Here is a 14885-nt window from a genome sequence, read left to right on the forward strand (position 1 = left end):
GGGTTTTGCTGCGGATGCCGCCGCTTCGCTACCGGAATCGCCAGCACGCACTTCCCCTTGTTTTGAAAGGCGAGTAGAGGCCTCAAGAAATTCTTCAAACGATGCTGGTTTAGCAACCTCGGACACAGTGACCCCCCAAAGGAATATTTCTAGAAATCTAGCATTCTATTTTTCTTCTCAGTGCGGCGCATGTCAAGGGCCGAGGATGCCTCGCCTTCATCTCAACACCAAGCATCGGCGATAGCATGTCTCATATCAAACTCCTTGCGATCCCGCCTAAAGTCTCAAGATACAGAATTGCGATATCCCAACTTATGATCTAGCAATATGCTGCAGAAATCGAAAAAGTATCGCGGCCCTTGCAAAGATTGAGCGATTCCGTGCGAACGTGTGTCGTATAAGGAACGACGCGGCAGTGAGCTGTCGGCATGAGGGCGCATAGATACTGGAACTGGATCAACGCGGCGGTACGACTGCGGCCGCTGGGGCTTCTTCATTATGCGACCATGGGACACCCGGCTAGGATGATCCGAGTGCTCGAAGTATAATGAGGACGATGCCCTCGTAATGCGTTTCAGAGCAAAAGGCGAAAGGTCGAATAAGGTGCACAACCCCAAGGCGAAGCTCAAGACGCTCTACGTCATGCGCATCCTTCAGAACGAGACAGATGCCGAGCACGGGCTCTCGCTTCGCGAGATCATCGAGCGTCTGGGAGACTACGGCATACAAGCAGAGCGCAAGGGCCTCTACACCGATATCCAGGCCCTGCGGGAGTTCGGCGTGGACATCCAGACCTTCCAGAGGAACCCGGTGCAGTACGCCATCGTGAGGCGGGACTTCGACCTCTCCGAGCTGATGCTCTTGGTGGATGCCGTGGAGTCATGCAAGTTCCTCACCAAACGGCAATCGAGGGCGCTCACCATGAACCTTAAGCTGCTCGCGAGCGACCACGAGCGCGCGCTGCTCAACCGTCGCATACACGTGCCGGGGCGCATCACCTCGAAGAACGACAGTGTTTTCGGGTGTATCGACATCCTGCACGAGGCTATGCGAAACCACCTGAAGGTCGAGTTCATGTACTACAAGTACAACGTGGACGGCAACCGCTACGCCACACACGACGGCAAGCCCCATCTGGTGACGCCCGTGGGCATCACCTACGACGACGGCTACTACTACCTGACGGCGTGGAACGATGCCCATGAGGCGATGACAGAGTTTCGCATCGACCGCATGGACAAGCTCAAGGTGTCCGATGAACGCGCAACCAGGAACGAGCAGATAACGCACCATACCTACGAGGGCGACGAGCACGAGAGCTTCGGCCGCTTCGTGGGGGATCCGGTGACGGCGACGCTCCTGGTGGACGCCGACAAGATAGAGATCATCATGGACCGCTTCGGAGATGCGGCTGAGATCTTCGCGAAGAACAAGAACGTGGGCAAGGCCGTGGTGAAGATCCGCAAGAGCCCGCAGTTCTTCGGCTGGGTCGCAGGTATGGATGGAGCTGTAAAGGTAGACGGACCGAAGAGCCTGAAGAAGGAATACAACGAGTACCTAAAGGGTTTGATTGAAGAGTGACAGAGTTGGCAGAACATATGAGCAGCTCCGAGGACATCTCGATCCCTCGCGACATCGCCCGGCTGAATGAAATTGGCGTACTTGGCACGCTGCTCAAGGACAATTCTACAGACGGGAACATCGTATGGGGCACCTCGGCTTACGAGGGGCTGGGTGCGGAATACCGCGCTACTGACGAGATGACCGTCGATGCGATCACGGGCGATCGCATCGAGATGATTCGTCGCCGCGCCCGGAAGGACAAGGATGAGCGGACGAACCTCACGAGATCCCATGCGGAGGTTTTCACACCTACCTGGATTTGCAAGTTGATGATCGACCACGCTGACGAGGCATGGCTGCAGAACCAGACCCGCGAAGCCTCTTGGAAGGAAATCATTCAATCGCCCAGACTGGAGATTACCTGCGGCGAGGCACCCTATCTTTTCGGACGATACGATGCGGCCAATGGAAATCCCATCGCGTTCGAGGACCGTATCGGCATATATGACCGCAAGCTATATCTGATAGCTGCCAATACGAGCCGCCGACAAGACTTCATGAGATGGGCAATTAAAGCCCTTCAGTCAACTTATGGCTATGAGTTCCAAGGCGACAACCTGCTGATTGCTCGAATCAACGCGTTCGCCACAATAGAAGAAGCGCTAGACTGCGCCGGTTACAAGCCCTTGGAGCAGAGCGAAGCTGAGGGTATAGCTGAAACAATTAGCTGGAACCTCTGGCAAATGGACGGACTTACTAAGTGCGTTCCATTCGGTTCGCATAAGGAAGAAAACCCACAGATGGACTTGTTCGGAGGGTTGTTCGATGACCCTCCATCCGAGCAAGAGACACTATTTCCGGATAGAGGATTGGCAAAGATTAAAAACTGGAGCACAGGCGAGACGGTTGAGTTTGACGGCGTTTCGAGGGAAGGCAAAGCCATGAAGTTTGATTACATAATCGGGAACCCGCCATATCAGGAAGAAGTAGCTGGCGAGAACAAGAACTCAGCGGCGCCGATATACCATCATTTTATGGAAGGTGCTTACGAAATAAGCGACGTTGTCGAACTCATTCATCCTGCCCGGTTTCTTTTCAATGCCGGGAGCACGCCAAAATCCTGGAATGAAAAAATGCTTAACGACGAACACCTATCCATTCTCTATTTTGAGCCAGATAGCTCAAAGGTGTTTCCCGGAACGGATATTAAGGGCGGAGTTGCCATTACCATTCGCAGCAAAGATAAAGATTATGGACGCATCGGGACATTCACAGCCTATCCAGAATTGAATTCACTGCTCTCAATGATTGATGCCAATCATGCAAGTCGTTCGTTTAGCGACATAGTGATTACTAGGACGGCATATAGGCTTACCGACATGCTGCACGAGGACAACCCCGATGCGATCAAGCAGCTTAGTACTGGGCATCCGTACGACATGTCAACTAACATTTTTGATCGCCTGCCCTCGGTCTTTTTCGACCGTGACCCCAAGGATGGACACGAGTACATTAGGATACTTGGCCGCGAAGATAACGAACGAACGGAAAAATATATTCGCTCTGAATACGTGAATGATCCAGGTAACTTAAGAAAATGGAAGGTATTTGTTCCTGCCGCTAATGGCTCAGGCACTTTCGGCGAAACACTTAGCGCTCCCATAATTGGCGAGCCACTCGTAGGTCACACAGAATCTTTCATTAGCATCGGAAACTTCGACACTCGCTCAGAATCAGAAGCGGCAATGAAGTATATCAAGTCTAAATTTGCTAGATCCCTGTTAGGAGTCCTCAAGGCTACCCAACACAATCCACCGGAGAAATGGAAATACATTCCAATGCAAGACTTCAGCAACAACTCCGATATTGATTGGTCGCTCACCGTACCCGAGATCGACAAGCAGCTCTATAAGAAATACGGGTTGTCGTCAGACGAGATCGATTTCATCGAATCCCATGTGAAGGAGATGGTATAACAATGGCCACCTCCGATATCACAAGCAAGGTCAAAAGCTCATTTCGGGCCATTCCGACTATCTACGCATACACAACTCCAGGTTACACCCCTCATGATGGCTGGACGAAGATCGGATACACGGAACAGGACGCAGATACCCGCATCAAGCAACAGACATATACCGCCGACATCGAGACCAAGCTCGAATGGCAAGGAAATGCCATCTACGAGGACGGTACAGGCGATACCTTCCGAGATACGGATTTCCACAACTATCTCGTGAAGCTAGGCTACGAGAAGAAGCCCTCCAAAGAGTGGGTGCATATCACGCCTGCCGACTCACACCAGAAGTTCTTCGACTTCCGCATTAACAGAGGGTTGTTGGAGGCACACTCCGCAGTTTCCTATAACCTTCGCGCAGAGCAGGAACGCGCTTCTACCGAGACAGCAGATTATGCCAAGCTCCATGAAGGTGCGGAGTTCCTTTGGAACGCCAAGCCCCGCTTCGGGAAAACGCTTACCTCGTACGACCTATGCAAGCGCCTCGGTGCACACACTGTGCTCATCGTCACCAATCGCCCTGCCATCGCAAATAGCTGGTACGACGACTACGTGAAGTTCTTGGGCATTGATAGCGGGTACCATTTCATCTCCAGCGCTGGCTCCATCACCAAACAAGCCTTCGTGAAAAACCGCGAGGAGTACCTTTCCTACCGAAGGAACAACCCTGATGAGGCAAAGGACTTCATCACTTTCGTGAGCCTGCAAGACCTCAAGGGATCCGAACGCTTCGGCGGAGGCTATCAAAAACTTGAATGGATAGCCGATATCAACTGGGACATTCTCATCATCGATGAGGCTCATGAGGGCGTCGACACCTTTAAGACCGATGTAGCCTTCGACCAGATCAAGAGGAAGTTCACACTTCATCTTTCAGGCACGCCCTTCAAGGCATTGGCCAACGAGAAGTTCCCGGAGAGCGCGATCTTCAACTGGACCTACGCCGACGAGCAACAGGCGAAGCGGGACTGGGACGACGCAGATGAGCGCAATCCCTACGCCGACCTGCCCCAGCTCAACATGTTCACCTACCGCATGAGCGACATCGTCGAGGAAGAGGTCGCAGAGGGCATGGAGATCGACGGCGAGACCGTCGAGTACGCCTTCGACCTCAACGAGTTCTTCAGCACCAAGGACAACGGCGCGTTCACCTACAGCAGCGACATCGACAAGTTCCTCGACGCACTCACAACGCAGACTAAGTTCCCGTTCAGCACCCCTGAGCTCAGATCCGAGCTGCGCCACACGTTCTGGATGCTCGATCGAGTGGATTCCGCACGCGCGCTCGCGAAGAAGCTCAAGGCTCATCCCGTGTTCGGCAATTACGAGATCGTACTAGCGGCAGGAGACGGCAAGATAGACGACTCCGAAGAGACCCAGAAGGCATTCGACAAGGTGCGAGACGCCATCGCCAAACACGACAAGACCATCACTCTCTCAGTTGGGCAGCTCACGACCGGCGTCACCATCCCCGAATGGACCGCAGTGCTCATGCTCTCCAACATGAAGAGCCCGTCCCTCTACATGCAAGCCGCGTTCCGCGCCCAGAACCCGTGCCTTTTCTACCGAGACGGAAAATACCTACGCAAGGAAAACGCTTACGTCTTCGACTTCGACCCCGCACGCACGCTGACCATCTTCGAGCAGTTCGCCAACGACCTCTACAGCGACACGGCGGCCGCTGGAGGGGACACGGACACGCGCAAGCGCCGAATCCTCACGCTCCTGAACTTCTTCCCGGTCTATGGCGAGGACAGCGACGGGCAGATGGAGGAGCTGGATGCGGAGAAGGTTCTCTCGATACCGCGAAAGATCCGCTCACAAGAGGTGGTGCGCCGCGGGTTCATGAGCGACTTCCTCTTCCAGAACATCTCCAACGTGTTCCATGCGCCCAAAGAGGTCCTCGATATAATCGAGAGCCTCGAGCCATTCAAGGCCCCGGACAAGGACCTCGGAATCACCGAGGGCGAGACTGCGCGAGAGCTCGACCTGGATGCTGACGGCAACGTTGACATTCCCGAAGAGCAGGTCATCGGATTGGCAAGCGACCTCTTCGGAGACCGCGTCTACGGCGAGGTCGAGGAAGCGTTCGATTACGCCATCGTCACGATCGTGGACGAGGGTATCGAGGAGGACGACGAGGACAAGATGCTCAAGAACCTTGAGCAGGTGTTCGCCCGTGACGTTACCAAGCCGCTCGTGGCCGCTGCCGAGGAAAACTACGGAAAGGACCTGAAGGTTGCTCAGCGCAAGCGCGTAGAGCGAAAGATAAAGACGAATGCCGATATCGCCCTCAACCGCGAGGTCGGCAATTATAAGATTGAGCGCACGATGATCGAGCGAGAGCGTGCCGACAAGATCGCCAACGCGACCTCCGATCAGGAGCGTGCGAGCATAAACGCCGAGATGGACCAGCGCAAGGCAGAGGCCGCGAAGGATCTAAAGAGGGCACTTGAGACGAAGAAATCGGAGCTCATCCAGACCGCAGGCACCGAGATCGTGCGCGAGGTCGAGACCGCCAAAAAGGAGGCGCGCAAGAACAGCATCGAGATGACCATCAGGGACCATCTTCGCGGCTTCTCGCGCACCATACCCAGCTTCCTCATGGCATACGGCGATGACGATCTCTGCCTTGCGAACATCGACGACTACACAGAAGACGATGTCTTCTATGAAGTTACGGGCATCACCGAGGACCAGTTCCGCTTCCTGCGCGATGGCGGAGATTACAAGGACTCTGAAACCGGCAAGATGCGCCACTTCGACGGCAACCTCTTCGACCCTGTCGTCTTCGACGATTCTGTCAAGGAGTTCCTGCGTCTTCGCAATGAGCTTGCTGATTACTTCGACGAGTCTCATACGGAGGACATCTTCACATACATCCCGCCACAGAAGACCAACCAGATCTACACTCCCCGATGGGTGGTCAAGAAGATGGTCGACGCCCTGGAGGAGGAGAACCCCGGGTGCTACGACGACCCGAACGCAACTTTCGCGGACCTGTACATGAAGTCTGGGCTCTATATCACCGAGATTGTGAAGAGGCTCTTTAGTAGCGATGGTTTGAAGAGGGCCTATCCCGACGAGCAGGAGCGAATCCAGCACATCCTCACGGAGCAGGTCTACGGTATGGCTCCAACTAGAATTATCTATCTGATTGCGATGAACTACATCTTCGGCTTCGATCCCGAACTTTGTGAGAAGGCTCTTGCTGACGGTCTCCCCAATTTCGCAGAAGGAGACGCGGCTCAGGCATCCAAAGACGGGAATCTGCCTGAGCTCGTAGACGAAGTATTTAACTGCCGCCAACAAGGAGGGAAATAGTGGATTATCACTACACGATGCAGGTGTGCATGAATGGTCATGTCACTGAAGAGAGAATGGAAGAGCGAACCTGCGAGGTGGATTATTGCGAAGAGTGTGGTGCAAAGGCAATATGCGAGTGCCCCACTTGCGGCACACCCATCAAAGGAGAAGAGCGCTTTGACGGTATTGTCGCCATCGGCTTTGAAGCTGAACCGCCTAAATATTGCTACAAGTGCGGAGACCCGTTCCCTTGGACTAAAGCGTCATTAGAGGCACTAGAGGAACTTGCTCAGCTTGATGATTTGCTGGACGAAAATGACGTGAAGGACCTTTCAGTTTCGGCAAAAGAAATAATGAGCGAAACCCCAAAGACCAAAGTGGCCGCTATAAAGTTCAAGAAGATACTTTCACGAGCAGGCTCAGAAACAGCCACAGCTGCAAGAGAATTATTTGTAGACATCGTTGCCGAAACAGCTAAACGGACGATTTGGCCAAGCTAATCCTCAATGATGCCAAGAAGATAGAAGTGTGAGCACAATGGCAAGTTCCATAGAGGTAAACAAAAAAAGAGTGTGCGACTTCCTCGCCGAGGGTAAAGAGCACAAGTTCGTTATTCCCGAGTACCAGCGACCATATGAGTGGGATCAGGAGCAGGTCGACACCCTATTCGACGATCTCTGGGAGTTCTCGGCCAGCGAAAAGGATGAGAGCGAGGACTACTTCCTCGGTTGCATCGTGTTCTTCGAAAACGAGGGCGAGTACGAGATTATCGACGGGCAGCAGAGACTAACTTCACTCTTCCTGTTCCTAAGGGCAATCTATGGAGCCCTTGAGGCCGGAGAGGAATCCAAGCAGTCCAAGAACTTCATGGGCAAAATCGAGAAATCCATCTGGCCAGAAGATGATCTAACAGGCGAGGTGTTCAAAGACAGGACTCTGCTCGAATCACGAGTCGTAGACTCGCAGTTCGGCGATGTTCTAACTGACATTTTGACTACCGGGTCAGCAATCGACGAGCATGATGATCACTACTCGGAGAACTTCAGGAGGTTCCAATCCCGTTTCAAGGAAGCTGCCGCTGAGAACAGCCTATCGATCTACCAATTCCTCAACGACATCACAAAGCATGTGATCATCTTCCCGATTCAGGCAGATACTCAGGAGACCGCATTGAGGATCTTTTCTACCCTGAACGATCGCGGCCTCCCTCTTTCCGATGCTGACATATTCAAGGCAAAGATATACGGCTTCTTAAACGATGCCGAAAAGGATCAGTTCATCAAGGAGTGGAAAGCGCTTGACGAGCGCGCAAATGAGTCTGGCGAGAGCATCCAAAGGCTCTTTTATTACTACATGTTTTATCTCCGTGCCCAGGAAGAAGACGTCAGCACGACCACGCCGGGCGTGCGAAGGTACTACGCCGATAATAAGTTCTCCCGTCTCAAAGATCCTGCGCTGATGGATGATCTCGACGCCATGATGGACATCTGGGAAGTCGTGAATGCGAGAATGATAGACGAGGAGAAACCTTGGACCAACAATACCGAGATCCGAAAGATCCTCGATACTCTCAACATGTATCCCAACGAGTTTTGGAAGTATCCTGTAACTGTTTACTACCTGGAGCACAGAAATAAAGAGGGGTTCGAGGTCAAGTTCCTGGCTTTCCTGAAGAAGCTCGCCGCCGAGATGTTCGCGAAGTTCCTCAAGACTCCAACGGTTAGTGCGGTTAAGCCTGGTGTCATGAAGCTCAACGCATCCATCCTCAAAAGTGATACCCCCGAGTTCGAGTTCGGCGAGGTTGACTGGAAGTCGATTCGAGACCAGGTTAAACTCCCCAACAAGCGCTCGTTTAGAATGCTACTCGCACTTCACGCCTACACAGAGCAAGACAACCTGCTACCTGCCAAATGGGAGATTGAGCACATCTTTCCGAAGAAATGGCAATCGAGCCATTTCCCAACTTATGACGAGTCTATCGTGAACGAGAAGATTAAACATATCGGGAACAAGGTCCCCTTCGAGAAGAAGCTCAACATCGTGGCAAGCAACGGATACTTCGAGAAGAAGCAGAAGGAATACGAGAAATCGGAGGTAGAGGTTACCAAAGCCTTATCCGAAAAATCCCCTGCATCATGGGAGCTTCAGGACATTGACGAGCGGGATGTGCGGGTCACAGATACAATAATCGAGACGCTTCAGGAGTGGAGTGGCAGTTATCAGGCAAACGCAGAAGACACTTTGATACCGATCATGAGCGATGAAGATGCTGAGGCTCTGAAGGCGCTAAAGGAAAAGTACGGCAATTCAATACTTGGACTTTAATCTATTTCCGGGTCAGACAAACGATTCCAGAAGGGTCGCGCTGAGCGCAGCCCTTCCTATTAGATCTGCGAACGAGGAGTCAGATCGCCACGCAATGCAGCTCTCCTCGCTGGCACCTATCAGAGCCCCTAGTTGAAACTTCTGCGTGTCAACAGCTCCTCGCTTGGCCTTCAGGCCGCCCATGACGTTCCATACGAGTAGATCATCGTTCTCGAACCGAAACACGACCGTGGTGCCGTTCTGCCAGTTTTGCGCGTCGCAATCCCATACCCGAAACACATCTGCAAGGTAATCGTCGTCGAACTCCTCGAACAGCTCGACCACCTCGTTGCTGATAAAGGGCAGTACTTCGTTACTCATTTCAACCTAGCAATCTCTCGTTTTTCTCGGAGTCTAAATCGCACAGGAAAAGAAAGACGCCCTCACATGGGACACCCGCAAAGCCATTCCCTTCCACGTCGATCCCGGGCAAACTCCTGGATAAACCTCTGGAACACGTTTGCTATGGCGTTCCGCGCGTTCAGGAACTGATAGGTAGAGCGGAACACGACAATAGCAGCCATGTTTTCGCCCGGAGACGCATCAAAGGGTGTCCCATCAAGCGACATCTAACCTTTTGCAAAAGAAGGATAATACAGGTTGTAAGAACAGAAAACCTTGCAAAGGGAGAGCCAATGAAAGACCTCGAACCCAATCTTATCAAAATCAGCGCAACAGCCAGAGCAAGCAAAGAGCCGGATCAAGTTGAACTCGATATATCGTTCTACGGGGAATGTAACGAGAAGGACGAGTGCATTACTCAATACAACAAAGACCTCTCGGCAATCCTCTTAGCCCTCGACAATATAGGGTTTGACAAGGAATCTATAAGGCAGAGCGGCTTCAAGGTTTACCCACATAAGGAGAGCGTTTACGAAAAGGTGGGAGAAGACAAGGATGATTACTACTATAGGACGGAGATGGTGAAAGGCTACGAGTATGAGTCGCACGCGACCCTGCTCATGGATGCCGACGAAGACCTCTACGGCAATGCGTGGCTCGCGCTTCTTGAAACAGATGGGAGCTTCAGTTTCCAATTCGACTTCGGACTGAAGGACGAGGCTTCAGTGGAGAAGGAGCTTTTGGCGAGCGCGGTCGAGCAGGCAAAGGCAAGAGCCGAGATACTGGCGTCAGCGGCAGGTGCTAGTCTTGGGAGGATTGCAAGCATCGAGCATACGGTCAGGAATACCTTTGACGGCTATGCTGGTCACTTTCTGTGCTGCGAAGACTCGTGCATGAGCACTCCGAGCAATGAAAACATGATCCCCGACTTCAATCCGGACGACATCACAGTGTACTGCTCGATCGAAGCCGCATGGTTCATAGAGCAGTCTTGAGCATATGTGAACGCGCGGTTCAGGGTTATCGAGTCGTTGATGATCGGGTCAAACGTCAGCCGTGCTCCCGCATCCCCGCATTCCCTCGTCGCGCTCAAAACCGATTGTCCTATAATCCTCGTATGCGCAGCTGAGCCCATCGACTACCCAAGCTTCACGAACAGACCCTGAGGAGAGGAAGCATGAGCACGAAGCAGAACATACCTCAGGAGAAGCTCATAGAATACTTCACGAACATCGCGGAATATCTTGGACGAGCACGCCAAAGCGATGCGTCGGAGGCGGGCGATCAGGAACAAGGTCAGGCAGGCTATTCCCTCCTTTGGTATTACGAGAACTTCATCAACCGCGATCTCGACAAAAACCAACCTCGAACGTATTCTCCCCTTCTGGATGCGTACCTTGGCTCCCGTATCAAAGCGGTATCCAAGCCCGCCCCGATCGATTCCGAAGACATAAAGCGAGAAAACGGTCTTCTGGATTCAAGATTCCCAGACAGCGCATACAACCTGAATGAGCAACAGAAAACAGCCGTTCATAAGGCGCTGCACTATCCCCTCTCCATCATCAAAGGGCCGCCAGGGACGGGCAAAACTGAGACCATTCTCCGCATCGCAGCGCTCGCGATCGCACAGGGCGAAACAGTTGCCGCCGTATCAACGAACTCCTCAGCCGTGAAGAATATCGAAGACAAGCTGAGCGCTATCCTGAATAAACCTCGGGAGGAGCTGGCGACCCTGGACTTCAAAGCTACCTGCGAAGAGAATTACGCGCTCAATCTCGCCACAAAGCATGCCGCGCTCGGCAATTCAGGACGCCGCAAAACCGTCGTTGATCCCCTGACAGGCAAGCAGTTCGAATTCAACGCCGACAAGGTTCGCGACATAGCTGGTTGGGAGCAGAGCATCACGTTCTCCGACTTCACCGGATCGTTCCCCTTCATCACGAGCACGATCCATTCCTTGAAAAAGTGCTTCGTTGATGGAGCGGAGTCAAAGTACGACCTGCTGATCATGGATGAAGCGTCGCAATCGAACCATATCGTGGGTATCGTCGCGCTCAGCTGTGCCAAGCGAATCGTCATCGTGGGCGACGAAGAGCAATTGCCTCCCGTGCTGACAGAAGATGCTCAGGAGGAAGCAGCGCGATTCGCGGCGAACTTGGGGGTTTCTGAATCGGACTCTCCTTCTTTTTCGCCCTACAGCTTTAGCGTTAGGAATGCCAGCTTCCTTCAGTCTTGCTATGAGATATTCGCCCCAAAAGAAACCGATAATGGCCCGTCCCTGAAGACGATGCTCACAGAGCATCATCGCTGCCACCCGACGATCATCCAATTCTGCAACCAATACATATACGGCAACCGCCTGGAGATCAAAACCGATTTCGAGGATGCGGATACCAACCCTTTTCCCTTAAGCATCCTCTGGTACGAGGGAGATTACCGGGAGCGCATCCAGCTTCAACAGGATCCGCGGAAAAACGATGGCGCAGCCGTTCGCTCGAGCTTCGTCAACCGAAAGCAGCTTGCCATACTCAGGACAGAAGAGCGAGAGCATCTCGAATCTCTCATTCTGCATAAGCGGTCCATTTGCATCCTGTCTCCTTTCAGAGGGCAGATCGCTTTGGTCAAGGCATACCTCCAAGAGCTGCTCGACGAGATCGGAAGCGCCGGTGCGGAAGAGATCCTCGCCGTGGAACGGATCGGCGATGGCGAATCGGAGAGCGACAGCTCCGACAAGATGTGCGCGCTCACGATACACAAATCGCAAGGACAGGAATTCGATACCGTATATCTGCTACCGGTCGAAGATGGAAATTGGGAATGGCCGTGGTCGCAAGGAAAGCGGCTCGTCAATGTCGCGGTCTCCCGCGCCAAGCATGAACTGAGGGTCATCCTATCCACGAAGCTAATGTCCAACGAAGCGCAAAAGGAACTCGCAAAACGACAGGTAGCGGTCGTGAAGCCAGCCCGAGAACAAGATGACGAGAACGACGAGCAAATGTATGTCAGAAAGCTCGTCGATTATGCGCGCGAGACGTACGCCAGCCTCGATGCTCAAGATCGCGAAGGATTGAAACTGGAGTTCGGCATCCGCAGATCCTGCATCGTGTCCATCTTCGACGAGATCCCCTTTAAGCAATCGCCCACGAAGAGCCCTTGCGACTATGCCCCCGAAGCATGCATCGAAGATGCGCTCGCAGCCTCCATGCTCGAATGCCTTTGCTTCGAGAGGAACGTGACGTTCGATCGGATCTTGATAGGAGACGCCCGCGAAAAGCTCGCTGATCGGTGCGATGGGTTTTACGCATGCGCATCTCAGGCCCATTTCGATTTCGTCATCTTCGACCCTGTTACGGGACGGCTTATCCTGGCCATAGAGGTCGACGGTGCGCATCATCGATACTCACGAAGGACGACCGAGAAGCGTTCCGTAGAGAGCTACGACACCATGAAGGACAGCATCATGCGCGATGTCTGCAATGCGTCGCTGGCGTGGCTCGGCCCCATCCACGACGGCTCTTTTGGTAGGGATGCGTATCCTGACGGCTGTCCCGAAGACCAACAACGCTCCGAAGAAGATGAGCCTTCAACAAGTTCCAGCACACAGGCCGAAGAGGTTGCCCCTATAACGGCGCTGGATTGGTGCTGTACCCCAGACGATTTGAACGCCGACTCCTCTTCCTTCGTCTTCCTCCGGATCCCATCCGATGGGAGCACCTATGGGGAAACAGATGCTCTGGCCTCTTCCTTGCGCTCCCTTCTTGGCTCACCTTCGCTCGTCCCTCCTCCGACCATCGAGGATTACATACGACGCCAACTGAGCCTCAACAAGAGCGGAGGCGGCGGTCACGTCTTCGTTTCCGAAGCGATACGGCGAGGAGATGGCCCGATCCCCATATCGAAGTGTCTTGAAGCATGGAAGCAGAAGCCGGCGCTTCAACAAAAGCTGAAGACCGTGGATGCCCAGCACATGAACAAGTGCCTGCTTCGAGCCGGCTATCACTATCTTGAGAACGAGAACCCTAGCACGAGAAAGCCAACTGAAAAGGGCACGAAAATAGGGATCGAGAGTAAGACGGGAAAGGGCGAGAACGGAGCATACGTTTTCCCTGTCTATACGCAAGCGGCACAGTCCCATATTCTCCAAAACCTAGATTCCATCCTTGAGCATGGGAGCGATTGAGCCGGTTGCGACTGCTTTCCTGTATGTTCCTACGATCGCATGGACAAGTCGCCGCATCAGCCTCGCCGCAGAGCCGATCACGGCCGTACATACGCCTCCCCACACCCAAATGATCTGATCCTATTGTCATCGAGAGATAACGAAAGCATCACCATTTCGTCCGGCTCTCCGCCTCGTTTGAGCTGCTGCATCTGCTAGCTGCCCGTCGTGCGCAACCAAGAGAATGGTCCCCGGGAAATCGGCAAGCATCCTCTGGAGAGCCTCAATGGAGTCGGCATCGAGATGATTCGCCAGCTCATCGAGCACAAGGAGGTTAGGATCCGCGACGAGCTGTTCAGCGAGCACGAGCTTGCGGAGCTCGTCTGCAGCTTTGGCGAGCCGTGCGCCCATAGCGAACGAGAGCTTTCCCGCAACGCCGCCCTTTCCGGAGACAATGGCTCGCCCGATCTGCTCGCGATCCCTTATCGCAGCAGCATGCTCGCCCGGCGCCAGATCGCTCGCCTTCGAGTAGTCGCCAGGCTGCATGGCTAAGCACGTTTTTCGAAATGCCCCCTCCATCACCATTCCGTTGCCGCAGCCTCTGTCGAGAATGGCGCCACTACCCCGAAGACGAAGGCGCTGACGAAGCGACATGCGAACATGCTGGCGACGAACCTGCGACTGACGGCATTGCAACAGACGCCAGGCTGCCTTATGATCGATCGCAAATCGGACAACCCTACACGAGAAGGCACCTATGGACAAGAACACCTTCGATTACATCGCCGAGCGCGCCGACATCCTTGAGGCATCTATGGCGAGCACGCAGATAACAAAGGATGCGGCCCGTGCCTGGAAAGAGGCGGTAGCTGCCGACGCGAGCGATACGGCTGTTAACACTGCGACTGCGCAACTGTTGAATGTGCTGGAAGGGCGTCCCACCACCATCGATGGCGTCATCGCTTTCGCTGGAGGCCCCGCTAAAGCGGTATTCGGCGAAGAGGCGGCTGCCCAGATGCTGGCAGAGCAGCAACAGCGCAAAGCCGAGGGCGCCAAATACTGCAACTGCGACGCCTGCACCGCCGCCACCGAGCTGCTGGCGAAGTTCGGCCGCATCGAGCTGTAACGATTCGA

Annotated in this window: 10 protein-coding genes; 9 read left to right on the forward strand and 1 reads right to left on the reverse strand. The window is 53.7% G+C overall.

The genetic code is table 11. The annotated features are described in order from the left end of the window. Positions 1-603 precede the first annotated feature (603 nt). From NFR19_RS06910 to NFR19_RS06930, 5 genes are read left to right on the forward strand one after another with little or no spacing between them, the layout of a single operon-like run. Positions 604-1581, forward strand: a complete 978-nt coding sequence (locus tag NFR19_RS06910) for a helix-turn-helix transcriptional regulator (RefSeq protein WP_251213057.1) — start codon at positions 604-606, stop codon at positions 1579-1581. Next, positions 1578-3539, forward strand: coding sequence for an Eco57I restriction-modification methylase domain-containing protein (locus tag NFR19_RS06915; protein WP_251213058.1), 1962 nt, complete (start codon positions 1578-1580; stop codon positions 3537-3539). Before NFR19_RS06910 ends, NFR19_RS06915 begins: the two co-directional genes overlap by 4 nt. Positions 3540-3541: 2 nt before the next feature. Beyond that, positions 3542-6904, forward strand: a complete 3363-nt coding sequence (locus tag NFR19_RS06920) for a DEAD/DEAH box helicase family protein (protein ID WP_251213059.1) — start codon at positions 3542-3544, stop codon at positions 6902-6904. Continuing rightward, on the forward strand, positions 6904-7386 hold the full coding sequence (locus NFR19_RS06925) for a DUF2321 domain-containing protein (protein WP_251213060.1): 483 nt from the start codon (positions 6904-6906) through the stop codon (positions 7384-7386). Before NFR19_RS06920 ends, NFR19_RS06925 begins: the two co-directional genes overlap by 1 nt. Positions 7387-7423: 37 nt before the next feature. Beyond that, the gene (locus tag NFR19_RS06930) at positions 7424-9211 is read left to right on the forward strand and encodes a DUF262 domain-containing protein (RefSeq protein ID WP_251213080.1); all 1788 of its coding nucleotides are present in this window, start codon (positions 7424-7426) and stop codon (positions 9209-9211) included. Positions 9212-9223: 12 nt separating this feature from the next. On the opposite strand, the gene NFR19_RS06935 is transcribed toward NFR19_RS06930, so the two are convergent. Continuing rightward, complete coding sequence (locus tag NFR19_RS06935; protein ID WP_251213061.1) at positions 9224-9571, reverse strand: hypothetical protein; 348 nt, start codon at positions 9569-9571, stop codon at positions 9224-9226. Between the two features lie 314 nt (positions 9572-9885). Between NFR19_RS06935 and NFR19_RS06940 the strand changes: the two genes are divergently transcribed. The 4 genes from NFR19_RS06940 to NFR19_RS06955 all read left to right on the forward strand — a co-directional run bounded on the left by NFR19_RS06940 (position 9886) and on the right by NFR19_RS06955 (position 14877). Next, the gene (locus NFR19_RS06940; RefSeq protein WP_251213062.1) at positions 9886-10587 is read left to right on the forward strand and encodes an SIMPL domain-containing protein; all 702 of its coding nucleotides are present in this window, start codon (positions 9886-9888) and stop codon (positions 10585-10587) included. A 182-nt stretch (positions 10588-10769) separates the two neighbouring features. Next, positions 10770-13772: an AAA domain-containing protein gene (locus NFR19_RS06945; protein WP_251213063.1), complete on the forward strand. Its 3003-nt coding sequence runs from the start codon at positions 10770-10772 to the stop codon at positions 13770-13772. Positions 13773-13979: 207 nt separating this feature from the next. Further along, positions 13980-14303 carry a hypothetical protein gene (locus tag NFR19_RS06950; RefSeq protein ID WP_251213064.1) on the forward strand — a complete coding sequence of 108 codons (324 nt, stop codon included), beginning with the start codon at positions 13980-13982 and terminating at the stop codon, positions 14301-14303. Between the two features lie 205 nt (positions 14304-14508). Continuing rightward, positions 14509-14877, forward strand: coding sequence for a 3-hydroxyisobutyrate dehydrogenase (locus tag NFR19_RS06955; RefSeq protein ID WP_251213065.1), 369 nt, complete (start codon positions 14509-14511; stop codon positions 14875-14877). Positions 14878-14885: the final 8 nt, after the last annotated feature.

The organism is Adlercreutzia murintestinalis, from assembly GCF_943192905.1.
Taxonomy (GTDB): Bacteria; Actinomycetota; Coriobacteriia; order Coriobacteriales; family Eggerthellaceae; genus Adlercreutzia_A; species Adlercreutzia_A murintestinalis.

Bases quoted from the DNA above. Each gene is read 5' to 3' on its own strand.
- NFR19_RS06920 (WP_251213059.1), top strand. From the start codon at position 3,542: ATGGCCACCTCCGATATCACAAGCAAGGTCAAAAGCTCATTTCGGGCC.
- NFR19_RS06945 (WP_251213063.1), top strand. From the start codon at position 10,770: ATGAGCACGAAGCAGAACATACCTCAGGAGAAGCTCATAGAATACTTC.
- NFR19_RS06940 (WP_251213062.1), top strand. From the start codon at position 9,886: ATGAAAGACCTCGAACCCAATCTTATCAAAATCAGCGCAACAGCCAGA.
- NFR19_RS06955 (WP_251213065.1), top strand. From the start codon at position 14,509: ATGGACAAGAACACCTTCGATTACATCGCCGAGCGCGCCGACATCCTT.
- NFR19_RS06935 (WP_251213061.1), bottom strand. From the start codon at position 9,571: ATGAGTAACGAAGTACTGCCCTTTATCAGCAACGAGGTGGTCGAGCTG.
- NFR19_RS06930 (WP_251213080.1), top strand. From the start codon at position 7,424: ATGGCAAGTTCCATAGAGGTAAACAAAAAAAGAGTGTGCGACTTCCTC.